Source organism: Komagataeibacter xylinus (assembly GCF_031081985.1).
Taxonomy (GTDB): Bacteria; Pseudomonadota; Alphaproteobacteria; order Acetobacterales; family Acetobacteraceae; genus Komagataeibacter; species Komagataeibacter xylinus_E.
On sequence record NZ_JARWSK010000001.1, the window covers coordinates 395,010 to 418,048 of the forward strand.

Genomic DNA, 23,039 nt, shown 5'->3' on the forward strand with positions numbered 1-23,039 from the left:
TGCCAAAGCTTTTTTGCAAAAAGCCTTATGGATCAGGATATGAAACCGACATGACCCAGGGCCACGACCCGCTGCCCGCGCTCGAAAAGGAGCGTCTGGCCGTGCAGATCTGGCAGAATGCCTTTCGTGCAGCGGTGCTGGATCTTGATGAAGCCCAGCGCGCGGCGCTGCTGCGGCGGCTCGGGCAGTTCGGGCAGGTCATGACAAAAGGCCGCGACGGCGCCAGCCGCGTCAACACCCGCGCCGTGCGTGACCATGCGCTTGGCGTGCTGGCTGAAGTGACGCGGGCTGCCCGTGAGCCGGTGCCCCGCGCGCATGTGCCCCAATGGTGCCGCGATGCGCCCGATTGTGACTGATGCTGCATAACCATATGTATTCACACGGCTGTTGTCTGCCTGAGCCTGCCGGGCCATCATGGCGCGTGTAGGCATGATGAATGGAGGCAGGGCGTGATTGACCGTGAGTTGCAGGGGCAGTTGCTACGCCACATGGCCGATCAGGGCGGCATGGCCACCCTGCGGCCCGTGCAGGCGGCTGATGAAGAAAAATACGCCCGCAACCTGATGGACCTTGAATTGCAGGGCCTGTGCAAGGGCGGGGTGGGCATACGGCCCACGGGCCTTGGCATTACGGGCGAAACCAGCCTGACGCCTGCCGGGCGCGCTTACCTTGACCGGCCTGATGACATGCACGTCACGCTATCGGGGCCTGAAACGATAAAAGCGCTGCGCCAGCGCATTGTCGATGATCCCGACCTGTCTGATACGGAGCGGCGCAGCCTTGATAGCGCGGTCAAGACCATGCACCCGCTGGCGCTCAAGGCGCTGGGGCAGGACCTGCTGACGCGGGCGGTGCAGCATGACCCTGAAGCCATACCACTTATTCGCAAGCATGTGGGCAAACAGTAAAGGCACACGGGGTAGATTGATTTTGCGGATATAAGATACATTGGTATAGAATTATTGCATAACTATTATGTAAATAAAAATTAAGTATAGCAAGTAATTTTGACTGATACAAAGTATAGGACAAAAGGGTAGGGCAATTTATTGCATATCTGCCCGGCTTCCCCGAGCCTGCGCTTTTGCATGCATCTCTGCGATAAAACGCGCCATCTGTCCGGGTGGCGGCGCATTTCTCGCCGTGTCTTCCCGGCGGTATCGGCAGGATCGAGCAGTCGGGACGGAATTTTAAAATGCGCCATTCAACACAGACCGGCCAGCGGGGCGAGGCGGGGCATTTTTGCCCACGGGGCCGGTGGCGCAAGATCTGTGCAGCCCTGTTGCGCGCGGCTGTTCTGGGGCTGCTGGTCATGCTGGGAAGCTATGGGCCACACGCGGCCTGCGCGGCGGATGACGCTGCGGCACCTGCACCCACGCATGGCATGACCCCCGATCAGGCGCGGCAGGTGCTGGCAGTGATCAATGACCCTGCCCGTCGCGCCGAGTTTGAAAATACGCTTGCCGCTATTGCCTCACAGCTTCCCTCAGCACCTGCCCCGGCCCCCGCAGCCCCTGCGCACGCGGCTGCCCCGGCGCAGGAACTGACCGTGCAGCCTGACAGCCTGGGCAGCGACCTTGTGCAGGACACCGAAGCCCTGCGGGCCAGCCTGATTGTGCAGGCGCAGCATTTTGTCGCCCTGTTCGGGGACCTGGCATTCGTTGTTCACTGGACCCATACCATCTTTGCCGACCCGCAATCACGCGGCATCCTGCTTGATGCGGTGGGAAGGGCGACGCTGATCCTGCTGCTGGCGCTGGCGGCCGAGCATGGCGTGTCATTGCTGCTGCGCAAGCCGCTGCGCGGGGTGACGGCACGCGCGCTGGCAACTGAAAAACGCCTCAACCTGCCAGATGCCGCAACGACTGCGCCAGCTCCCGCCGCAACAGCCGGGCCTGACGCGGAAGGCACCGGCCAGCAGGCTGCCACCGAGCAGGACATGCAGGCCCAGCACGCCACCCTGCGCCTTTTGGCGCGCGTGCCCTATTCACTGATGCACCTGCTTATCAAGCTGGTGCCGGTGGGGCTGTTCTTTGGTCTGGGCACCGGGTTTGCCTATGTGCTGACCACCACCCACCAGGCCATGCTGGTCACACTGACGCTGACCAACGCCTATGTAGTGGCGCGGGTGGTCTACCTGCTCATGGAAACGCTGTTCGTGCCGCACTCGCCTGCCATCCGGCTGTGCGGCGCCAGTGACCAGACGGCCTTCATGGTCACGCGCTGGCTCAACTTTCTGGTCGCCGCTCCCTCGGTCGTGGTGTGCCTGTCCACGCTGGGCGGCGTGTTTGACATGCCAGCCCGCGGCACGGAGGCCATCATCCGCTCGGTCGTGCTGATCGAGCACGTGCTGGTGGCCATCTTTACGTGGCGGGTGCGCAGGCATGTCGCCTCGGCGCTGCAACCTTCGGCGCACCTGCTCCAGCAGCCGTTCTGGGCGTTCATGGGCCGCCTTGTGTACCTGTGGTGGGTGCCGGCCATGTTCTTCAACTTCGCGCTGTGGCTGATCTGGGCCACCCACATCCAGGGTGGCTATGCGTGGATCATCCGCACGGTCATCCTGACCACGGCGGTCGTGATCCTGTCGCGGCTGTTCTCGGTGCTGGCCTATAATGTGCAGAACCGGCTGTTCCAGATCTCGCCCGCCATGGAGGCGCGTTACCCCGGCCTGCAGGCGCGGGTGAATTATTATTACCCGACCGCGCGCAAGATACTGTCCTTCCTGCTGTCATTCGCCACCGCCATCCTGTTCCTGCAGGCACTCGGGCTGCCCGCCATCAACTTCCTGTTCCACGGCAAGCTGGGGCAGAAAATTATGGGCACGATCAGCTCGGTCATCATTGCCTATACGGTGGCCGTGTTCATATGGGAGGCGGTCAATGCGGTGTTGCAGGGCCAGATCGCGCGCTTCGAGAATTCATCACAGCAGGGGCGCGCGAGCCGCCTGCGCACCGTGCTGCCCATTATCAAGACCGTGCTGCTCGCGCTGATCATCATCATCGTCGCGGTGACTACGCTTTCCCAGATCGGCATCAACGTGGCGCCGCTGCTCACGGGTGCTGGCATCATGGGTGCGGCCATCGCCTTTGGCGCGCAGAGCCTGGTCAAGGATTTCATCACCGGCTTCTTCATGCTGGTGGAAAACGCCATACAGGTGGGCGACTGGGTTACGGCGGGCGGCGTGTCGGGCACGGTGGAGCATCTGTCCATCCGCACCCTGCGGCTGCGCTCGGTCAATGGCGACCTGCATATCATCCCGTTCTCCGGGGTGTCGTCCATTGCCAATACTTCGCGTGATTACAACCTTGTTGTGGTCGATGTCATGATCGACCTCAGCCAGGATACGGAGCAACTGACCAGAATACTGCAAGAAGAGCTGGCCGCCCTGCGCAAGATCCCGCGTTTTACGCACCTGATCCTGTCTGACTTCACGTTTCTGGGCATTGAACAGGCTGATGGCAATGGCGCGCGCTTTCTTGGCTCCATCCGCACGGCGCCGGGGTCGAAATGGACCGTGTACCGGCAGTATTACAGCCGTGTTGCCGTGCGCATGAATGCCGAGGGCATCAAGTTCCCCGTGCCAAGCTATCTCAACTTCGTGGATAACTGGGCAGGCAACGAACTCAAGATCGATGCCGCGCCCAAGGCGCCCCCACAGCAGGGCCAGGGCTGACAAAAAAAGCCCCTGCCACGAACCGGGCAGGGGCCTTGCAGGTTGTGCTGCGTTACGCGACGCGCAGCGTTACCTTGTGCAGTTCTTTTTCCACCTTCGCATCGGGGTGGCCTGCATGGAAGGCTTCAGCAGGCAGCAGCTTGAGGTCGGTAATGGTGTCGAGCGGCAGGACACTCCATTCACCCATGGGGGGCACGCGTTTTTCGTGGGCATCCTCGCCACGGTAGATCAGCACCTGCGGCTTGCCGTCGCGCTCGCCGAGTGCGTGGGGGGAGCCGATGTAGTTCTTGGCATCGAAAGTAAAACCGACAACGGTTTTCTTGCTGATGGCGTCACGAAGCATGTTTTCAACGGACATGGCTGTTTTCCATTCTGGCAGATATTGACACGTTCCCGCATGTTATAACGGGATGTGAGCGTTATAGCCTGTCTGGCACGGCACAGAAGAGGCAGGGGCGGTTCATTGTTGCAATACTGCCCTGCACGGGTCCGTGCCGTATTCAGGAAACCGTATCGAACAGCAGCTTGAAATTGAGTACGAGGATAACCGCCGTCACGATCCATGACAGGAGGGCCACGGGTCGCGATATGGCAAAAGGACCCATCTTGCGCCGGTCGGATACGAACATGACCAGTGGCACGACCGCAAAGGGCAGTTGCATGGACAGGACGACCTGGCTGAGCATGAGCAGCCGCCCCACGCCCTGGTCGCCATAAAGGGCGGTTACCGCCAGCACCGGGGCAATGGCCAGCCCGCGCGTGAGCAGCCGCCGCGCCCAGGGGGGCATATGAAGGCGCAGAAAGCCTTCCATGATGATCTGGCCTGCCAGCGTGCCGGTAATGGTGGAGTTGGTGCCCGCCGCCAGTAGCGCCACTGCAAACAGCGTGGACGCAATGCCCAGCCCCAGAATGGGGGAGAGCAGGCGGTAGGCATCCTCGATCTCGGCCACGTCCTGATGGCCGCTGGTGTGAAAGGCCGCTGCCGCCACGATGAGGATGGCGGCGTTGATGAACAGCGCCAGCATGAGCGCGATCGTGCTGTCCCATGTAGCCCAGCGGATTGCGTCGCGCCGCCCCGGCTCGGTACGGGGAAAGGCGCGGGTCTGCACGATGGAGGAATGCAGGTAGAGGTTATGCGGCATGACCGTCGCCCCGATGATGCCGATGGCGATATAGAGCATCTGGCTGTTGGTCACGATCGTGGTGCGGGGGATGAACCCTGCCAGCATGGCGGCGAGCGGCGGGTGGGCTGCAATAACCTGCACCGCAAAGCACAGGGCGATGATGCTGAGCAGCCCGATCACGAAGGCCTCGAGGTAACGGAAGCCCCGGTTCATGAGAAAGAGCACGATAAAGACATCAAGCACCGATATGACCGCCCCCATGAGCAGGGATAGGCCAAACAGCAGTTGCAGCGCCACTGCCGTGCCGATGACTTCCGCCAGGTCACATGCCGTGATGGCCAGTTCGCACGCTAGCCACAGCACGATGTTCACGGCAGGGGGAAAGTGATCGCGGCAGGCCTGCGCCAGATCGCGCCCGGTGGCGATGCCCAGCCGGGCCGAGAGTGATTGCAGCAGCACGGCCATGAAGTTTGACAGTCCGATAACCGCCAGCAGCGTATAGCCAAACTGTGCGCCGCCCTGCAGGTCTGTGGCCCAGTTGCCGGGGTCCATGTAGCCGACCGAGACCATATAGCCCGGCCCCATGAAGGCCAGCAGCCGCCGCAGCCATGAGGCCCCGGCCTGCGGCACCTGCACGGAGGCAAACACTTCGGGCAGGCTGTTCTGGTCGGGGCTGGATGTTTTTTCAAACCGCCAGGCGGTGTGTTGGGTGGAGCGGGGCGGGGCAGGGTGGTCAGGAGGCATGGAGTGAGCTAATCGTATCCGCTCACAATATGCAATACGCTATATTAAATAGCACAAGAAAATATTATCAGGCTATGGTATGTTTAGGGGCAGGCGATACATCCCTTGTAAAACATGGTTTTTTCTGCCTTGGCGCAGAATGAAAATCCTGCAAGGATTATATTCGGCTGAATATTGTAAATATATTTTATAGAGAGACAGAATATGAAAAAATAAATAGAAATTTTTTATCAGGAAATTAGGTCACGCACTGGTCGAGGCGGTCGGGGACGCATCAAAAAAGACGCTTTTGTATGTAGAAGGCGATGAAGGATATATTTCTGATGCCATTTACTTCCTCAATGATCATGGCACGATCGAATTGAGAATGTGCTCTGACGCATTGGAGGATTTACTGTCTGATTTCTGGTATGAATGCAAAAATAACGATACGCAAAATGTATGGAGAATAATTCTATATAAAATAGAAAATAAAAAGATAAAGTTAGAATTCAGATAACGGATGAAGTCAATATTTATGAATATAATACTTATCGTCGCGATGCAGTAAAAGATTTTTTTGGGAAATCGGACGTCGATTATTCGTATATTTTACAACAAATGGAAAAATGACAGCCATTAAGCGCATGTGGGGAGGTAAGCCCCAATCATGCTGATGAAGAAACCGGCCGTAGCAGGTCTTACGTAATGCGCGTATATTTCAAAAAATAGCTGTATTTGCGATTATTCTGTAATCAACACTTAGGGTGCTGCCAGCCTGTACGGCTAGGCATCCATATGGCCACGGGGCATGGGTCTGCCGCGTGGCCATATGCGTTCTGTTGCTTTTAGCGCATGCCACTGCCAAGCGTGGCGCTGACCACGCCCGCGATCACGCCGGTGGTGACAGCAGTCAGCAGGTACTGGTTGCCATAGCGCATCCACTGGTAGCCTGAAGGCGGGGCGGAAAGGCCACGGTGGCTCTGCCAGTCATTGACAATCCAGCGGCTGTTGCGCGGGCCATCATAACGCTCACCCTGATGCCACACGCGGTTCATGTCCGGGTTATTGTCATGCCAGCCGCCATCACGGTTGCCGCCGGGGCCTGCCATGCGGTGGTCGGGACCACCATGCGGGGCAGGGCGGGGCGCGGGGCCGCGATGATCGGGGCCTGCACGGTGTTCTTCATGCGGGCCTTCATGGCCAGCGGAGCCACCCATGCCGCCCGGACCGGGTGCCTGCGGCCCCCCAAAAGGCTGGGCCTGGGCAGATGTGGCAAAGCCCAGCAGGCATGCTGCGCCAAGCGCCAGAAAAGAGTGTTTTTTCATTATGTTTACAGGCCTGATCCTGAGTGTTGGGTCAACCCTGATCCTGCGCAGTGCAGGCAGGGTTGAAAACGATTATGATTGCCGCATGGTCATGCTGCCATGCCGTCTGCTGCCCCGTGCAGCGTCATGCGGACATCACGGCAGGCGAGAGGAACAAGGTATCAGCATTATTCACTCAATCCGTTGCCATTGCGCTAATATATACAGGTATATTCATATCTGAAATATGGCAATTTCAATAATTTTCGTAATAAGACGTGTCTGCTGTTATCATACGTGAATAAAATGGCACCCGTGCAATATCTTTTTATCGCCCCGTGTCGAGCGCGATCCGCCCAGCGGCGGCCAGCGCCACATCGGCCTGCGGGGTATGAATACGCGCGCAGAGCACATTGCGGTAATGCCGCTCGAGCGGGTTATCCTGGCTCAGCCCCGGATTGCCAATGGCGGCAAGGCCGAGTTCAACCGACTTTATGGCGTTTTCCGTGACCACGTACTTGGCCAGATTGGCCTCATGCGCGGGGTAGTTGCCGCTTTCGGCTCTGGTCAGCGCGGTTTCAATCAGGCTTTCATTGACCATCAGCAGGGCATCGATCTCGCCCAGCAGGGTCTGGAAACGCGGCAGCGTGGCCAGCGGCTTGCCCAGCGCGGTTGGCACGCGCTCATGCAGGAACGTAATCAGCCAGTCACGTGCTGCGCGGGCCACGCCATCATACAGGCTGGCAATGGCCAGTACATGCCCAAGCACCAGCGAGCCGTCGCGGTTGTGCCATTCTTCAGGCGCGCGCAGGTCCACCAGCGCCGTGTCGGGCAGTTCCACGTTATCGAACACGACCGTATGGCTGCCGGTAGCGCGCATGCCCATCTGGTTCCAACTGCGCTCTATGCTCACGCCGGGCAGGTTCAGGTCCACGAGCACCTGCCCCACGCGTGGCTCCGGCTCATCGGTCGCAGCCCAGACCGTGCCCCAGCGCAGGGCGGTGGACCCGGTGGAATAGATCTTACGCCCGTTCAGCTGGGGTTTGCCATCAACCCAGGTAATGCGCGTGCCGGGCAGCCCCCCGCGTGAGGGCGTGCCCAGTTCAGGCTCGACCCGCAATGCATTGATCAGCGCGCCCTCGCGCAGGGCGGTCTCGATCACCTGCCTGCGCGCGGCCTGAGGCCAGTTGGTGGCCTTGGCAATGACGGCATGCTGCAGGTAATGCATGCCAACAATCAGTGCCGTAGTGGGGTCGCCTTTCGCCAGCGTGCCAATCACCTCGACAATCTGCCGCAGGCCGCCCCCCTGTCCGCCATCGGCGCGGGCTATGGTCAGGTCCAGCAGGCCCGCGTCGCGCACGTCATCAAGGTTGTCGGTTGCAATCTCCCCCGACCGGTCATAAGCCGCCGCGCGCTGCGCAAAACGGGTTGCCATGTCCGTCAGGGTGGCTTTGCTCCATGCCGGGGTGGGGGCGGTTGTTGCGTTCATGGATCACCTGTTTCCTTGCTACGGCTGTTCATGCCTGCGTGTGGGTGAAAGCACGCAGATGGTACCAAATGCCCCCTTTGGCGGGGAGAAGAAGCCTGGCGTGACAAGCGCCATATCTCGTGCCTGAACAGATACGGCAGAATTATAACACTATCAATAGTGATTTTATGGTTTCACCATAATTAATGGTTCCATAAGGAGTGCCGTTTCGGCCCGGTCGGGCTGAAATCATAAAAGTATGCGGGCAGGCCGGGGGCTGCAAAGCGGAAAAAAAGATTATACGCCCAAACGACAACAGCCCGAAAACGCTTATGTTCCGGTCACTTTTCCGCCTGCCGGGTCATCAGGGCCGCAGCGCGGCAGGCTGCGGGTCTGTTGTTTTTACGATATGACAAGGCAAGTAAAAAAATATCCGTTGCGCGCATATTGTCCTGCCGATAGGGCAGGGCGCGTGTTATACAGTGCTGCATTTATTTTGTGGGTGTTCTGGTGGTCCTGTTTTTTTCTGGCCTGATTGCGCTTGTGCTTCTGGTCGCGCTCAATATATTTATTTCGCTATCGGAAATATCATTTGCTGCCGCCCGTGATGCCCGCCTGCGTTCCCGCGCCGAGGCAGGGGACGAGCGGGCTGTCGCCTTCCTGAAATTGCGGCGCAACAGCGGGCAGGTCATGACCGTGTTGCAGATATGCCTCAACGGCGTGGGCGTGCTTGGCGGCATGATCAGTTCGCAAATGCTCTCGCCCTCGCTCACGCATGGCTTTACGCAGTGGGGCCTGAGCGAGGCCACGGCCGGGACGCTGGCCTCCGTGCTGGGGTTCATGCTTGTCACCGGCCTGTTCGTGCTGTTTGCCGATCTGCTGCCCAAACGCATCGCCATGAACGCGCCCGACAAGATCGCGCTGGCCGTGGGGTGGTTTCCCGCCCTGGCCTTGCGGCTGCTCTTTCCCATCGTGTGGGTGTTTTCCAAGGTGTCGGATGCAATCCTGCGCGCGCTGCGCATTCCCGCGGCCTCGGCGGTGGAACCGGTCACGCCCGAAGACCTGCGGGCCATCCTGGCTGCCGGCACCGCCTCGGGCGTGCTGCTTGAGCAGGAGCACCAGATGATCCAGAACGTGCTGGGGTTGCAGGACCGCTCCATCACCTCCGCCATGACCCCGCGTGACGAGATCGTGTTCCTCGACCTGCAGGAAACCACCGAGATGCAGAAGGTCAAGGTACGCGCCAAGCCTTATTCCCGCTATCCTTTATGCAATGGCGGGCTGGACAACGTGGTGGGCTCCATCCGGGCGGAAGACGTGCTGGCCGCCGTGGTGGACCGCGACCCCGCCAGCCCGCTGCCGCCCGTGCGCAAGGGTGACCCTTCGGCCGGGAGCCCGATCTTTCAGGTGCGCCGCGACGTGCTCTCGGTGCCCGAAACCATCAACCTGTGGGACACGCTGGCCCAGTTCGACATCCACGGCGTGGGTTTTGCGCTGGTGGTGAATGAATACGGGCTGGTAGTGGGGCTGATCACCTTCAAGGACATCATGGGGGCGCTGATGGGGGGCGTGGCCAACCCGTTCGAGGAGCAGTTGATCGTGCGGCGCGATACCAATTCGTGGCTGATTGATGGCGCGGCCTCGATCGGGGATGTGCGGCGTGAACTCGACGCCAGCGACCTTGATGAAGCAGGGCCGTTCGATACGATCGGCGGCTTCATCATGCACCGCCTGCGGCGCATGGCGCGCAAGGCGGACCGGGTCGAGACGATGGGCTTCCGCTTTGAAGTGGTGGACGTGGAAGGCTTTCGCATCAACCAGCTTCTCGTAACCCGCCTGAACGGGTAGCGGGCCTGCCCGCAGGCGTCAGTTATCTTTCTGGAGCATGGTGATGGACTGATACTCCAGCACCGGACCGTCGTGAGGGGTTGATTTTATCTTGCCCGTCAGCGTGACCGACTGCCCCAGATAAGACGTGAACTCGCCGATTGAATTCTTCGGGTCATGTTCCGTGATCGGGAGGAACGTCGTAGGCGTTACGTTGCTGTCGTCAATGAAGTCGCCTTCTCCCGTGTTTTCAACTTCCTTGAGCCGGTAAGGCGTATCCGTTTTCAATACGGCGTATTTATAGTAAGAACCTGAGTGTTTGTCCCTGGTTTCAACAAACTCTATTGTGCCCTTGAGCGTAATATCGGCTCCGTCATCTACAGTAGTCGTGTAGTTTGGTGCGGAGTATTTAATAACCAGACTGGTGTCATTATCAGTGCCCGCATGGCTCGGGCTTGAAAAACCACAGAGAACGCAAGCAGGAATGATGAATGACGATGTGAAGATATTAGCCCATGAGACAACAGTGCGGCGCATATCAGGTTCCGGGCTTGTGTTGAAAGGAAGGGGCGAACCGAACACCGGCAGACGGCGCTCATCCACGTGGCAAAGCCTACTCTAAACGGAATTCCCTGATTGTCCAACGCGCTGGCGCCAAAGCCATGCGGCCTTTACTGCGCCTGTAGCCTGTCCCTGCATGGCCCCATCAGTCCTTCTGCGGCATGTCAGGCTCGGGGGGCTGGCAAGTTCTGGCGGGGAAATGCGGCAGCGGGGTACAGCCTTCGGGCGTGTTGTTGCGCAGGCATGTGGCGAAGTCGGCAAAGGCGGCCCCGCGCGGGTCGGATGCGCGCCAGACCAGCCCGATCGTGCGGCTTGCGGCGGGAATGGGCTGGACCGTGATCAGCCCTTCCCACTCGCCACGGTTGCGTAGGGCAAGGCGGGGAATGAGCGAATAGCCTTCGCCCGCGCCAATCATGTGCCACAACATCTCAAGGCTCGCGGCCAGGCGCTCGGGCTCGTGGCTTGTTGATGACATGCCGCACAGGGCGAGTGCCTGGTCGCGCAGGCAATGCCCGTCTTCCAGCAAAAGCAGGTCCGGCCCCTTCAGGTCGGGCATGGTCAGGTTTTTGCGCTCGGCCAAGGCATGCTCGGCGGGGAAGGCGGCGAGGAACGGCTCGCTGAACAGCGGCACGCTGTGAAAGCCCTCGCCGCTGACCGGCAGGGCCCCAAGCACGATATCGAGTTCATCATGGCGCAGCATGCGCAGCATGATGTCGGTCAGGCTGTCGGTCAGGCGCAGTTGCAACTGCGGGTAGTTGCGGCGCAGCAGCGGCAGCAGGTTGGGCACGTAATAGGGGCCAAGCGTTGCAATCACGCCAATGCGCAGCAGCCCTTCAAGCGGGCCGGTGCGCACGCGCGCGGCCTCGATCATGGCGCGGGCCGCTGCCAGCACCTCGCGCCCCATGCCGATCAGCCGCGCGCCATCGGGCGTGGGGGCGACGTGGCGGCGTGAGCGTTCGAACAGGACCACGCCCAGCAGGGCCTCGAGCTTGCGCACTTGCTCCGACAGGCCGCCCTGGCTCACGCCGCACCGCTCGGCAGCGCGTGAAAAGTTGCGCAGGTCGTCCACCGCCACAACATATTCGATATCACGCAGGGAGAGGCCGGAGAGAGGAATGTAGGTCATGCGTATAGATAGAACCTATTTTGACCCATTTGTAAAAAGGTTTTTCCTATCACAGACATTGACAGAAACTGTTTCTGCGCATTTCGTGGGCGTGGGATAAGACCCCGTCGATAACTGACACGCGAAACCAAGGAGCATTCCAATGGCACGCATCAATGACTCGCTGAAACCGTTTACGACCGACGCTTTCCATAACGGCCAGTTCATCAAGGTGACCGATGCCGACGTGAAGGGCAAATGGTCCGTCTTCTTCTTCTATCCGGCGGATTTCACCTTCGTCTGCCCGACGGAACTCGAGGACCTCGCTGATAATTACGCCGCCTTCCAGAAGCTGGGCGTGGAAATCTACTCGGTCTCGACCGACAAGCATTTCACCCACAAGGCATGGCATGACACGTCGCCCGCCATCAGCAAGATCAAGTATGTCATGCTCGGCGACCCGACGGGCCATATCGCACGTAATTTTGATGTGTATATCGAGGAAGCGGGCGTGGCCGATCGCGGCGCGTTCCTGCTCGATCCCGAAGGCAAGATCCAGTACATCGAGATCACGGCAGGCAGCGTTGGCCGCAGCGCCACCGAACTGCTCTCCAAGATCGAGGCGGCTCAGTATGTCGCCTCCCATCCCGGTGAAGTCTGCCCCGCGAAGTGGAAGGAAGGCAGTGCTACGCTGACCCCCTCGCTCGACCTCGTAGGCAAGATCTGATCCCGGCCTCTGGCCCGGCCCCGCGCAGGCGTGGACCGGGCCAGAACCCCGCACACCCTGCCTGAAAAAGTGGAGAGACGTGCCATGTTGCAAGATTCCATCAAGACGCAGCTCAAGGGTTACCTCGCCAGCCTCGCGCACCCCATCGTGCTCGAAGCCTCGCTGGATGACACCCCGCCCTCGCGTGAGATGCATGAACTGCTGCACGAGGTCGCCGCCCTTTCCGACAGGGTGCAGGTCAGTGAACAGGGCGAGGCCACGCGCAGACCCTCCTTTGTCATCAAGCAGGCCGGGGCGAAGACGGGGGGCGTGAGCTTTGCCGCCATCCCCATGGGCCATGAATTCACGTCCTTCGTGCTCGCCATGCTGCAGGTGGGGGGGCATGCGCCCAAATTCTCCGATGACATGGTGGCCCAGATCCGCGCCCTGCCGGGGGAATACAATTTCGAGACCTACGTGGCGCTGTCATGCCAGAACTGCCCCGACGTGGTGCAGGCGCTCAACGCCATGAGTGTCATCAACCCCAACATCCGCAACGTGACGATCGACGGTGCGCTGTTTCAGGATGAAGTGACGGCACGCAACATCATGTCGGTGCCGCAGGTCTACCTCAACGGCAGCCTGTTCGAGACCGGCCGCACCGATGCGGGCCAGATCCTGGCGAAGCTGGATGCGGATGCACCAAAACGCGCTGCGGCAAAACTGAAGGATATCGCACCCTTTGACGTGCTGATTATCGGCAGCGGGCCTGCCGGGGCCTCGGCGGCAATCTACGCGGCGCGCAAGGGCGTGCGCACCGGGCTTGTGGCCGAGCGTTTTGGTGGCCAGATGATGGATACCGAAGGCATCGAGAACTTCATCTCCGTGCCCGAGACCACCGGCCCCAGGCTTTCGGCAGCACTCGAAGCCCATGTCCGCGCCTATGATGTTGATGTGGTACCGGGCGAGGTTGCGACCGAACTCTTTCCCGCAGCCCACCCTGGCGGCCTGCATGGCGTGGCGCTGGAAAGTGGCGCGATCCTGCATGCCCGCACCATTATCGTGGCCACCGGTGCCCACTGGCGCCACCTTGGCGTGCCGGGTGAGGAGGAATATCGCAATAAAGGTGTTGCCTACTGCCCGCATTGCGATGGCCCGTTCTACAAGGGCAAGCGTGTGGCGGTGGCAGGCGGTGGCAATAGCGGGGTAGAGGCGGCCATCGACCTTGCCGGTATCGTGGCCCATGTCACGCTGTTGCAGCGTGGCTCGCACCTCAAGGCCGACAAGGTGCTGTGCGACAAGCTCGCCACGCTGCCCAACGTGACCGTGCTGACCGAGGCGCTGACCACCCGCATCGAGGGCAATGGCCGCAACGTGACCGGCCTGACCTATCGCGGTGGCGACGGGGCGGACCATCATGTCGATCTGGAAGGCGTGTTCGTGCAGATCGGGCTTCTGCCCAATACGGACTGGCTGAAGGACACGGTGGAGCGCAACGCGTTTGGCGAGATCGTGGTCAATGACCACGGCGCGACCTCGGTGCCGGGCGTGTTTGCCGCAGGCGATGCCACCACCACGCCCTACAAGCAGATTGTCATTGCCATAGGCGAAGGTGCCAAGGCGGCGCTCTCGGCATTTGACTACCTGATCCGCGTGCCGGCGCCGGTTGAGAAGAAGGTGCCAGCCTGAACAGGGCTGGCCCTAAAGAAGTTTCCGTTGCCAGTCATATGAAGGCAACCCGCGTAGCTGCCTGCCGTTGGGCCAGAACAGGCAGCATGCAGGGGCCATCCCGTGCCCTCTCATCGGTCAATCGGGGCGCTGCTGCACGAAAGCCTGCATCATTTCGTACGGAGGCAGAGCAATGGCCTACAGGACCGTCAATCCGTTTACCAACGAGACCCTCGCCACATTCCCTGACCTGACAGATGCCGAACTGGCGCAGAAGCTTGATTGCGCCCAGGCAACCTATAAACAGTGGTCAAAACAACCCTTCAGCGCACGGGCGGCCATTGTGGGGCGCGCGGCCCAGCTCCTGCGCCAGAACAACGACCATTACGCCCGCCTGCTCACACTCGAGATGGGCAAGCTGTACCGCGAGAGCCTGGCGGAAGTCGAACTCTCGGCTGATATCCTGCAATATTACGCCGATCATGCCGAAGAATTCCTCGCCCCCCAGAAACTGACCGAAAAAAGCGGCCGGGGCGACAACGCCATGCTGATCAGCCAGCCGCTGGGCATCGTGTTTGCCATCGAGCCGTGGAACTTCCCGTATTACCAGCTTGCCCGCGTGGTTGGCCCGCAGTTCATGGCGGGCAACGTGGTGGTGGTCAAGCATGCCTCCAACGTGCCGCAATCGGCTGCCGCTTTCGAGCAGCTTTTCCGCGATGCCGGTGCGCCGGAAGGGCTGTACACCAACCTGTATGCCACGCGCGACCAGCTTGGCGAGATCATTGCCGATGACCGGGTGATTGGCGTGGCGCTGACCGGCAGCGAGGGGGCAGGGGCCATTGTGGCGGCGCAGGCGGGCAAGGCACTGAAAAAAACCACTATGGAACTTGGCGGGAGCGACGCCTTTATCGTGCTGGATGATGCCGATATGGAGAAAGCCGTCAAATGGGCGGTGTGGGGGCGGATGAATAATGGCGGACAGTGCTGCGTTGCCTCCAAGCGCATCATCGTAGCGGATGCGATTGCCGATGAATTTCTTGACCGCTTCGAGACCGCCCTCGCCAAACTCGTGCCCGGTGACCCGATGGATGAGAAAAGTGGCGTGCCGCCCCTGTCATCCCAGGCGGCGGCAGACCAGTTGAACGATCAGGTTGCACTTGCCGTCAAGCATGGTGCCATCGCCATCCGCGTGGGCGAGGCCCCGCCCGAGACCGGCGCTTTCGTGCAGACAACCATCCTGACCGGCGTCACGCCGGAGAACCCGATCTTTCATCAGGAACTGTTTGGCCCTGTGGCCATGTTCTTCCGCGTGCGCGATGATGATGAGGCCATAGCGCTTGCCAACGACAACCCGTACGGGCTGGGCGGCTCGGTCTTCACCAGCGATACCGCGCGCGGCGTGCGGGTGGCCGAACAGATCGAGACCGGCATGGTCTATATCAACCACCCGACATGGACCACATGTGACCTGCCCTTTGGCGGCGTCAAGCGCTCGGGGTTCGGCCGCGAACTCTCCTCGCTCGGCATTCAGGAATTCGTCAACAAGAAGCTGATTGACGTGGTGCCGATTGACGCGGCCCCATGATCTCCTGACAAAAACTGCGGATGCTGCCTTTACGACGGATGGGGGGCAGCAGGCAGCACCGCACTTGCATGCGCGCCATCCATTGCCGCGGGCTGTGTCTTGGGCTGCGGGGCGGTGGCGGCAACGGGGGGCGCAGGCAGCCAGCCGCCTTCAAAGCCCGCGCGTTCAAGTCCCGTGCGGACATAGGGGCTGCGCTTCATCACGTTCCACACCAGCCCGCTGCGCCAGTTTTCAATCATGAGCAGGATCGGCCCCTGGTCGATGCCAAGATATTCGTGGTCGGTCCAGAATGTCTTTCCATCGTGAAAGCTGGGGTTGAACGCATCCACAAAACCATATTTGCCGTAAATCTGCTGGCCGTACCGCACCTTCATGTCGCGCAGGGTGGGGAGCACGATCTCGGGCGCGAAGGCTATGGAACCGGCCGCGGCAGTCGGCGCAATGGTGCCGTCATCAAGCGTGTAGTCACGCCCCGCGCCACGGGCGGAATAGGCCAGGAAATGCCGTGGCTGCCCATCAATCTGCTGCGTGGCGTCACCTGGGCCATCACACGCCGTCAGGCCCCACATCGTGGCGCTGTAGCCCTGCCATTTGCCAGGGTTGGCAATGGCATAGGCCTGCTGGGCATAGACCGCGCGGCGGCTGTTCTCGAAATAGTCGATCTGCTTTTCGCGCGTCCAGGCATCATGCAACCCGCGAAAGTCGATCCATGCATGGGTGTACTGGTGGCCGAATAGCGGGGCGAAGTTGAGAAAGGTCTGGCCGTAATAATCGCCCCAGCGCTGGTTGTTGGTGGCAAGCCAGGCCTGCCACGAGGCGGGTTCCAGCCCGTGGGTTGGCGCGCCGAGGGCAAGGATATAGGCCATCATGCCCTCGCTGTAGCCTTCCCAGTAATTGGGGATGAACTGGTGCTCGGGACTCCAGCCCATGCTCAGACGGTTATCGGGCCTGCGCATCCACTGCCAGTCCACGCGCGTGTACAGTCTATCCGCCAGGGTGCGGATTTCACGCTCGGGGGCGGTATCGCGGGTGTAATAGGCCTGCGCGAACAGCACGCCCTGCATGAGCAGTGATGTGTCGATGCTGGAGAGTTCGATATCGCGGTTGAAGCGCAGGCCGGTCGTGCGGTCGAGGAAGTGGTAGTAAAAGCCGTGATAGCCAGCGGCCCTGTCCGGGCTGTCATTCTGCGGGCTCTGCATCAGGTAGCGCAGGGTGGCAAGCGTGCGCTGCACCGCCTGCGTGCGGGTGATATAGCCACGCTCGGCCCCGATGCCATAGGCCGTCAGCCCGAAACCCACGGACGCGACACTGCTCAGGGTCTGGGGCGAGGGGTAGCGGTCGGGTATGAGGCCGGTGCGCGGGTCGCCTGAATCCCAGAACCACTGGAAGGTGCGCCGTTCAAGGTCATTGACCATGATGGTGTCGGCATTCCCGGTCGTGGCGGGCGTGGGGGCGGCGGTCTGTGCAGGGACTGCAGGCGTCGTGGCCCAGAGGGGAGGAGTGGACGCGCAGCACAGCATTGCCGAGAGGGCTACGGCTGCATAGCCCCGCATGTGGGTAAATCGCAAAGCCCGGTCTCCTGCCTGGTGCTATTGCATGCCGTTATGAATTCAGATCAGGCATGCTGGCAAGATGCGGGCATGGCTTTCGGTGCCGGAGTTGCATTGCAAATTGTAACGACTTGCCACGTGCTTCATGCATGCCCCGGCATGAAGCACGCAACAGGCACATCCATCAATGCGTGGTGGCCGGGGCGGCAGGTGCTGCCTGCCAGCCCAGGCCGAGTGCCTTCTGCACGGCGATGTAATCCGTGGTCATGCTGGCGCGCGCCTGCGCCTGCTGCTGTTCGATCTGGATGCGCTGGCGTTCAACATCCAGCGCGTCGATGACCGAGAGCGTGCCCGCGCGCTGGCGCTGCTGGGCCAGTGTCCATGACTGGTCGGAAGCGGCGCGGGCCTCATCGAGCTTGAGCACGTATTCGCGCTGGTGACCAAAGCGCGACAGGCTGCCTTCCGCATCCTGCAGGGCCGCGAGCACGACGCTCTGGTAATGCGCCAATGCCGCGTCACGCCCGCCCTTCGCCTGCCCCACGCGCGAATTGGTGCGGGCAAAGTTCAGGATGCTCCATTCCAGTGTCGGCCCGCCCATGTAGGAAAAACTGTCACCCGAGAAGAACCGCTGCCCGTTCGCCCCGGTAAAGCCCACCGTGCCAAACAGGCTGATTTTGGGAAAATACTGGCCAATAGCCTGACCGATCTGGGCATTATTGGCGGCAATGTCGCGCTCGGCCACGCGAATGTCAGGCCGCCTGCGAATCATGTCGGCAGGGTTGCCCACCGGCACGACCGCAGGCGGCACCGGCACGGGGGCCGGGCTGGCCAGCATGGCGTCAAGCTGGCCGGGCTCGCGGCCCACAAGGGTGGCGAGCGCATCCATATAGCTGGCCTGCTGGGCCTTCATCGGGGCAATGGCGCCCTCGACCTGCGCAAGCTGGCCTGCAAAGCGGGCCACGTCCTCCTGCGATACGGTGCCCTGCGCGCGGCGCTGGCGGGTCAGGTCGAGCATCTGGCGCTCGATCGTGATCGTGCGCTCCATCAGCGCCAGACGGTTCTGCACATCACGCAGGCTGACATAGTTGCGGGCCACATCGGCCACGAGCCGCAGCCTTGTATCGGCCATCTGCGCCAGTTGCGCCTCGCTTTGGGCGCGCGCGCCTTCATAGCCGCGCCGGTTGCCGCCAAAGGGGTCGATTTCCCAACTGGCGTCAAAACCAGCGCCATAGGAATCGGACTTGATGGCCGGTGGCAGCGTCATGGCCTGTTCGGCCCCGCTGCCGCCCAGCACGGAGGTGATATCGCCGGTGGGGATGCGCGTGCGGTCCCAGAAGGCGGCCGCCCCGCCACCGGGGAAGAAGCCCGCAAAGCGCTCGCGCTGGGTAGCGCGGGCCGTGTGCAGGCGGGCTGCGGCCTGCTTCACGTCCGGGCTGTTATGCAGCGCGGTGGTGATGAGCGTGTTCAGGATCGGGTCATTGAGTCCGGTCCACCACTGCGCCAGCGGCTCCTGCGCCGGGGTGCGCGTGGGGTCAGCGCGGTTGAAGGCCCGTGCGTGTTCCGCCACGGGGGCCACATGGGGCGGCCCCTTGTAGTCCGGCCCGACCGAGCAGGCGGCAAGGGGGAGGCTGGCAGCAACACCCAGCGCGAGGCAGCGTGGCGTGCGGCACAGGGAGGGGAAAAGGCGCGTCATATCTATCATCCCACCGTCATGCCGGCGTCTTTGGGGAGGGGTTTGATCAGCATGACCAGCGGCAGCATGGCCAGCAATGCGATGCCAAATATCCAGAACAGGTCGCTATAGGTCATGACCGTGGCCTGCCGGGTAATGAGCGCGCTGAGGCGGGCAAGGCCAAAATGCTGCACGAAGTCCTGCCCGACCAGGGAGTTGGCGGTGACTGTTTCCTCGAGGCGGGCGGTGTGCAGGTCCAGCCTGCGGTCATGCAGGGTGGCGACCGCCGCCAGCCCGAACGAGCCGCCAAGATTGCGCGCGGCGTTGAACAGGCCCGATGCATCCTCGGCATACTGTATGGGCACGGCACTGGTCGCGGCCTGGTTGAGGAACAGCAGCGAGAAGAACTGGGCAAACCCGCGCACGATCTGTGACCAGAAGAAGTGCTCGCCCGCGCTGTCTGGCGAGAGATGGGCGTTCATGAAACAGCTCACCACATACAGGAACATGCCAAAGCCGATGGCGAAGCGGATGTCGAGCTTGCGCACCAGAATGGGAAACACCGCCAGCATGAGCAGCGTGGGCACGCCGCTGATGGCCGCGACCATGCCCGATTGCTCGGAATTGTAGTCCGGCACGGCGGCAAGGAACTGCGGTATGAGGTACAGGATGCCGTAAAGCGCCCCACCTACGCCCAGGCTGAGGATGAAAACGCCAAAAAAGCTTTTTTGCAGCAGTATTTTAAGGTGAATGACCGGCCGGGGCGAACGGAATTGCCCAATGACCAGCAGCACCATGCCGATGGCGCACATGACGCTGAGTTCACGGATCATGTCGGATTCAAACCAGCGTTCGCGCTGCCCTTCCTCCAGCACCACGGTCAGGCCGCCAAGGCCCATGATCAGGCCAGCCAGCCCGTAATAATCCGTCTCGCGAAACGCGCCCCAGTCGATCTTGCCCGCAGGCAGGCCCACGAACAGCAGCACGCCAAGCCCGATGCTGATGGGCAGGTTGAGGAAGAAGGCATAATGCCAGCTCAGGTTCTCGGTCAGCCAGCCGCCAATCACCGGCCCGATCACGGGGCCAAGCACGGCGGTCATGCCAAACAGCGCAATGCCCACCGGGCGCTGGGCGGGCGGCAGGCGGGTGGCCACGATGGTCATGGCGGTGGGGATCATGGCACCCCCCGTAAAGCCCTGGCCCACGCGGCCGATGATCATGTGCAAAAGATTGGGCGACAGCCCGCACCACATGGAAAAGATGGTGAACAGCACGGCGGCGATGAGCAGGAAGTTGCGCAGCTTGAAAATACGCTCGAACCAGCCCGCCAGCGGAATCATGACAATCTCGGCCACCAGATAGGCGGTGGTGACCCATGTGCCCTCGCTGCTGCTGGCCCCGATCTCGCCCTGGATGGTGGGCAGAGCAGAGTTGACGATGGAGGTGTCAAGCGTTGCCATGAGCGCGCCGATGGTGCCTGCCGCAACCGCAAGCCAGGCGGCAGCATCCGCCTTTTCGGGCGGGGCCTGCTCTTCAGCCGGGGCGGCGGTCATGGCCCGCCATCCGCCGCAGGCTCGACCAGCGTATCAACCGCGGCGGTAACCGACAGGCCGGGCACCAGCACGGCGCGTTCGCTGCCTTCAGGCTGGATGCGGATGCGCACCGGCACGCGCTGCACCACCTTGGTGAAGTTACCGGTGGCGTTATCGGGCGGCAGCAGCGCAAACTGCGCGCCGGTGCCCGGCGCGAAACTCTCGACCGTGCCCTTGATTTTCGTGCCACCCAGCGCATCGACCGAGACTTCAACCGGCTGGCCGGGCCGCATGCGGCGGATCTGCGTTTCCTTGAAGTTGGCCACGAGGTAGAGGTCCTGCACCGGCACGATGGTCATCATGCGCGTGCCCACGGTGGCGTACTGCCCCACGCGGGCGGTCTTGTCGCCCACGCGGCCATCAATGGCGGCGCGGATGGTGGTGGCGTCAAGATCAACCTGGGCCGTGCGCTGCTGGGCAATGGCCTGCTCGATGCGGGCCTGCGCCTGAAGGATCTCGGCGCTGTAGGTGGCAAGCTGGCGCTGGGCCGATTGCAGGCCCGCCGTGGCCTGGGCAAGCTGGGCATGGGCCTGCGCGCTGCTGTTGCGCAACTGGTCGTAATGTTCGCTGGTTTCGGCGCCGGTTGCGGCAAGGGCGCGGTAGCGGGCCACCTCGCGGTCGGCAAAATCGGCCTGCGCCTGGGCCGCCTGCACGCGGGCCTGCGCCTGCGCGATCTGGGCATCCTGCGCATCGATCTGGGCCTTGGTCTGGGTAATCGCGGCCTGTCCCTGATCGGCGAGCGCGCGGGCCTGCTCGAAGCGCGCGCGGGGGTCGCGCTCATCAAGGCGCAACAGGACCTGGCCCTTGCTCACCTTCTGGTTCTCGGCCACCAGCACCTCATCCACAAATCCCGCCACACGGGTGGAAACCGTGACCTGGTCGGCCTGCAGGTAGGCATCATTGGTGGACTCGATGAAGCGCCCATGCATCCACCAATGCACCAGCCATATGGCAAAGGCGATGAGTGCCACGCCGCCAATACCGGCGAGCACCATCTTGCGCATGGTGGCCTTGCGCGGGTCTGCCGGTTTTTTGGGTGTGGCAGGCTGGCCTGCGGGGGAAGGATCGGTCGGGGGGGTGTCAGGCATGCGCCACCATTTATGGAACGGGTCGGTACGGTTCTGTTAGGATGGACAATACGCTCCGGTCAAGCCACATAAAGCGCGGAGCCTTTGCCCTGACCGCCGCAGACCGGAAGTTTCACGATGTCAAACGCCATGACCCGACCGCGCCGTTCAGGCCGCCCCACGCCTGCGGATTCAGCCCAGCTTGACCGTTACCTGCTTGAAGTGGCGGGCGGCCTGTTCATCGCCCATGGCTATGCGGGCACGTCAATGGGGCAGATCGCGCGCGCGGCAGGGGCAAGCAAACAGACGCTGTATCATCGCTATGCCTCGAAGGAGGCGCTGTTCAAGGCGGTGATTACCCATTTATGCGCGCAGCTTCTGGAGCACGATACGCAGGTTTCGCTGCGTGATCCGCTTCAGGCCCTGCATGCGGTCTGCCGCATGCTGCTCGACTTCATCATGCAGGAAGACGTGATCGCGACCTACCGCATGATGATTGCCGATGGCTACCGCTACCCGGCCCTGATCGACCATGCGATGAATGAAATCGTGGCGCCCTTTCACCGCCGCATCATCAACCTGCTACGCGCGGCGGGGGCGGCGGGGCAGATCCCGCCCGGCCATGATACTGAACACACCGCCCGCCTGCTGACCGGCCTCATGACCGGCTGGGCCATACAGCAGCGCCTGCTCGGGCGTAACCCGCTGCCCGATACGGCCACGCGCGCGGCTTATGTTGATGAAACGTGGCAATTCTTCCTGCACGGCCTGGGCGGGCGGGCAGGGGCATGATCAGTCCTGTTTTTCAAATGCGCCAGCGATGGACAGCGTGACCTCGTCGCCCACCATGGGAAGGTAGGTATTCATGCCGAACGCGCTGCGCTGGATGGTGGCTGTAGCCTGGAAGCCGACCGTATAGGCCTTGTCGAGCGGGTTGATGCCCGCACCCACATACTGCACCTGCAATACCACGGGGTGGGTGACGCCATGCAGCGTCAGGTCGCCGGTAACGCTGGCATGGTCGGCGCCGACCGGCACCACGCGGCTCGAAACAAAGGTGGCGGTGGGGTAGCGGGCGGTATCGAACCAGTCCTGCCCCTTGAGTTCGGTGGTCAGCACGGGGCTAGTGGTGATGATGCTGTCTATCGGGACGGTTACGTTCAGGCGTGAGGCGGCGGGCAGGGCGGGGTCAAGCCGCAATGTGCCCGATGCCCCCGCAAGCAGGCCCGCATACGGCGTAAAGCCCATATGCAGCAGCGAGAAAGCAATCTGCGTGTGGTCTGGCTCGACGCGGTACTGGCCGGGGCGCACATCGGCCGCAGGGGTTGCGGCGGCAAGCGGGGCAGAGGGCAGGGCAATGGCCAGCGCCGTGAGCAGGCAGAGGGGGAATTTCAGGCTCATGGGCATCCTG

The 23,039-nt window shown here is 61.8% G+C and carries 19 protein-coding genes; 8 read left to right on the forward strand and 11 right to left on the reverse strand.

What is annotated here, in order from left to right; genetic code table 11:
- The first annotated feature begins 50 nt into the window (after positions 1 to 50).
- The 3 genes from QEG70_RS01920 (at position 51) to QEG70_RS01930 (ending at position 3,673) form a co-directional block, all read left to right on the forward strand.
- Positions 51 to 356, forward strand: a complete 306-nt coding sequence (locus QEG70_RS01920) for a hypothetical protein (RefSeq protein WP_308719094.1) — start codon at positions 51 to 53, stop codon at positions 354 to 356.
- Between the two features lie 93 nt (positions 357 to 449).
- On the forward strand, positions 450 to 908 hold the full coding sequence (locus tag QEG70_RS01925; protein WP_308719095.1) for a hypothetical protein: 459 nt from the start codon (positions 450 to 452) through the stop codon (positions 906 to 908).
- A gap of 287 nt (positions 909 to 1,195) precedes the next feature.
- Positions 1,196 to 3,673, forward strand: coding sequence for a mechanosensitive ion channel family protein (locus tag QEG70_RS01930; RefSeq protein WP_374762530.1), 2,478 nt, complete (start codon positions 1,196 to 1,198; stop codon positions 3,671 to 3,673).
- 52 nt (positions 3,674 to 3,725) lie between these two features.
- Here QEG70_RS01930 and QEG70_RS01935 read toward each other — a convergent pair whose 3' ends face one another.
- From QEG70_RS01935 to QEG70_RS01950, 4 genes are all read right to left on the reverse strand, one after another.
- Complete coding sequence (locus QEG70_RS01935; protein ID WP_110569323.1) at positions 3,726 to 4,031, reverse strand: hypothetical protein; 306 nt, start codon at positions 4,029 to 4,031, stop codon at positions 3,726 to 3,728.
- A gap of 142 nt (positions 4,032 to 4,173) precedes the next feature.
- Positions 4,174 to 5,541 carry an Nramp family divalent metal transporter gene (locus QEG70_RS01940; RefSeq protein ID WP_308719096.1) on the reverse strand — a complete coding sequence of 456 codons (1,368 nt, stop codon included), beginning with the start codon at positions 5,539 to 5,541 and terminating at the stop codon, positions 4,174 to 4,176.
- A gap of 827 nt (positions 5,542 to 6,368) precedes the next feature.
- The gene (locus tag QEG70_RS01945) at positions 6,369 to 6,848 is read right to left on the reverse strand and encodes an RcnB family protein (RefSeq protein WP_308719097.1); all 480 of its coding nucleotides are present in this window, start codon (positions 6,846 to 6,848) and stop codon (positions 6,369 to 6,371) included.
- Positions 6,849 to 7,155: 307 nt separating this feature from the next.
- On the reverse strand, positions 7,156 to 8,316 hold the full coding sequence (locus QEG70_RS01950) for an acyl-CoA dehydrogenase family protein (protein ID WP_308719098.1): 1,161 nt from the start codon (positions 8,314 to 8,316) through the stop codon (positions 7,156 to 7,158).
- Between the two features lie 489 nt (positions 8,317 to 8,805).
- Here QEG70_RS01950 and QEG70_RS01955 point away from each other — a divergent pair, with 489 nt between their 5' ends.
- On the forward strand, positions 8,806 to 10,143 hold the full coding sequence (locus QEG70_RS01955) for a hemolysin family protein (protein ID WP_308719099.1): 1,338 nt from the start codon (positions 8,806 to 8,808) through the stop codon (positions 10,141 to 10,143).
- 18 nt (positions 10,144 to 10,161) lie between these two features.
- Here QEG70_RS01955 and QEG70_RS01960 read toward each other — a convergent pair whose 3' ends face one another.
- Both QEG70_RS01960 and QEG70_RS01965 read right to left on the reverse strand, forming a co-directional pair.
- On the reverse strand, positions 10,162 to 10,725 hold the full coding sequence (locus tag QEG70_RS01960) for a hypothetical protein (RefSeq protein ID WP_308719100.1): 564 nt from the start codon (positions 10,723 to 10,725) through the stop codon (positions 10,162 to 10,164).
- Between the two features lie 103 nt (positions 10,726 to 10,828).
- Complete coding sequence (locus QEG70_RS01965) at positions 10,829 to 11,809, reverse strand: hydrogen peroxide-inducible genes activator (RefSeq protein WP_308719101.1); 981 nt, start codon at positions 11,807 to 11,809, stop codon at positions 10,829 to 10,831.
- 142 nt (positions 11,810 to 11,951) lie between these two features.
- On the opposite strand from QEG70_RS01965, the gene ahpC reads away from it, so the two are divergent.
- The 3 genes from ahpC to QEG70_RS01980 all read left to right on the forward strand — a co-directional run bounded on the left by ahpC (position 11,952) and on the right by QEG70_RS01980 (position 15,747).
- A complete protein-coding gene (gene ahpC / locus QEG70_RS01970) occupies positions 11,952 to 12,515 on the forward strand; it encodes an alkyl hydroperoxide reductase subunit C (RefSeq protein ID WP_308719102.1) in 564 nt (187 codons plus the stop codon).
- An 84-nt stretch (positions 12,516 to 12,599) separates the two neighbouring features.
- Positions 12,600 to 14,183: an alkyl hydroperoxide reductase subunit F gene (gene ahpF, locus QEG70_RS01975; RefSeq protein ID WP_308719103.1), complete on the forward strand. Its 1,584-nt coding sequence runs from the start codon at positions 12,600 to 12,602 to the stop codon at positions 14,181 to 14,183.
- 172 nt (positions 14,184 to 14,355) lie between these two features.
- A complete protein-coding gene (locus tag QEG70_RS01980; RefSeq protein ID WP_308719104.1) occupies positions 14,356 to 15,747 on the forward strand; it encodes an NAD-dependent succinate-semialdehyde dehydrogenase in 1,392 nt (463 codons plus the stop codon).
- A 29-nt stretch (positions 15,748 to 15,776) separates the two neighbouring features.
- Here the strand turns inward: QEG70_RS01980 and QEG70_RS01985 are convergent, their stop codons facing one another.
- The 4 genes from QEG70_RS01985 to QEG70_RS02000 form a co-directional block, all read right to left on the reverse strand.
- Complete coding sequence (locus QEG70_RS01985) at positions 15,777 to 17,267, reverse strand: glucoamylase family protein (RefSeq protein ID WP_374762541.1); 1,491 nt, start codon at positions 17,265 to 17,267, stop codon at positions 15,777 to 15,779.
- Between the two features lie 214 nt (positions 17,268 to 17,481).
- On the reverse strand, positions 17,482 to 18,990 hold the full coding sequence (locus QEG70_RS01990) for an efflux transporter outer membrane subunit (RefSeq protein ID WP_308719105.1): 1,509 nt from the start codon (positions 18,988 to 18,990) through the stop codon (positions 17,482 to 17,484).
- Between the two features lie 5 nt (positions 18,991 to 18,995).
- Positions 18,996 to 20,522 carry an MDR family MFS transporter gene (locus QEG70_RS01995; protein ID WP_308719106.1) on the reverse strand — a complete coding sequence of 509 codons (1,527 nt, stop codon included), beginning with the start codon at positions 20,520 to 20,522 and terminating at the stop codon, positions 18,996 to 18,998.
- The gene (locus QEG70_RS02000; RefSeq protein ID WP_308719107.1) at positions 20,519 to 21,649 is read right to left on the reverse strand and encodes an HlyD family secretion protein; all 1,131 of its coding nucleotides are present in this window, start codon (positions 21,647 to 21,649) and stop codon (positions 20,519 to 20,521) included. Before QEG70_RS02000 ends, QEG70_RS01995 begins: the two co-directional genes overlap by 4 nt.
- 129 nt (positions 21,650 to 21,778) lie before the next feature.
- Between QEG70_RS02000 and QEG70_RS02005 the strand changes: the two genes are divergently transcribed.
- Positions 21,779 to 22,420, forward strand: a complete 642-nt coding sequence (locus tag QEG70_RS02005; protein WP_308719108.1) for a TetR/AcrR family transcriptional regulator — start codon at positions 21,779 to 21,781, stop codon at positions 22,418 to 22,420.
- Here the strand turns inward: QEG70_RS02005 and QEG70_RS02010 are convergent, their stop codons facing one another.
- Positions 22,421 to 23,029 carry a YceI family protein gene (locus QEG70_RS02010; protein WP_308719109.1) on the reverse strand — a complete coding sequence of 203 codons (609 nt, stop codon included), beginning with the start codon at positions 23,027 to 23,029 and terminating at the stop codon, positions 22,421 to 22,423.
- Between the last annotated feature and the right edge of the window lie 10 nt (positions 23,030 to 23,039).

Coding starts and splice junctions, on each gene's coding strand:
- QEG70_RS01920 (WP_308719094.1), top strand. CDS start 51: ATGACCCAGGGCCACGACCCGCTGCCCGCGCTCGAAAAGGAGCGTCTG.
- QEG70_RS01930 (WP_374762530.1), top strand. CDS start 1,196: ATGCGCCATTCAACACAGACCGGCCAGCGGGGCGAGGCGGGGCATTTT.
- QEG70_RS01935 (WP_110569323.1), bottom strand. CDS start 4,031: ATGTCCGTTGAAAACATGCTTCGTGACGCCATCAGCAAGAAAACCGTT.
- QEG70_RS01940 (WP_308719096.1), bottom strand. CDS start 5,541: ATGCCTCCTGACCACCCTGCCCCGCCCCGCTCCACCCAACACACCGCC.
- QEG70_RS01945 (WP_308719097.1), bottom strand. CDS start 6,848: ATGAAAAAACACTCTTTTCTGGCGCTTGGCGCAGCATGCCTGCTGGGC.
- QEG70_RS01950 (WP_308719098.1), bottom strand. CDS start 8,316: ATGAACGCAACAACCGCCCCCACCCCGGCATGGAGCAAAGCCACCCTG.
- QEG70_RS01965 (WP_308719101.1), bottom strand. CDS start 11,809: ATGACCTACATTCCTCTCTCCGGCCTCTCCCTGCGTGATATCGAATAT.
- ahpC (WP_308719102.1), top strand. CDS start 11,952: ATGGCACGCATCAATGACTCGCTGAAACCGTTTACGACCGACGCTTTC.
- ahpF (WP_308719103.1), top strand. CDS start 12,600: ATGTTGCAAGATTCCATCAAGACGCAGCTCAAGGGTTACCTCGCCAGC.
- QEG70_RS01980 (WP_308719104.1), top strand. CDS start 14,356: ATGGCCTACAGGACCGTCAATCCGTTTACCAACGAGACCCTCGCCACA.
- QEG70_RS01985 (WP_374762541.1), bottom strand. CDS start 17,267: ATGCTGTGCTGCGCGTCCACTCCTCCCCTCTGGGCCACGACGCCTGCA.
- QEG70_RS01990 (WP_308719105.1), bottom strand. CDS start 18,990: ATGACGCGCCTTTTCCCCTCCCTGTGCCGCACGCCACGCTGCCTCGCG.
- QEG70_RS01995 (WP_308719106.1), bottom strand. CDS start 20,522: ATGACCGCCGCCCCGGCTGAAGAGCAGGCCCCGCCCGAAAAGGCGGAT.
- QEG70_RS02000 (WP_308719107.1), bottom strand. CDS start 21,649: ATGCCTGACACCCCCCCGACCGATCCTTCCCCCGCAGGCCAGCCTGCC.
- QEG70_RS02005 (WP_308719108.1), top strand. CDS start 21,779: ATGACCCGACCGCGCCGTTCAGGCCGCCCCACGCCTGCGGATTCAGCC.
- QEG70_RS02010 (WP_308719109.1), bottom strand. CDS start 23,029: ATGAGCCTGAAATTCCCCCTCTGCCTGCTCACGGCGCTGGCCATTGCC.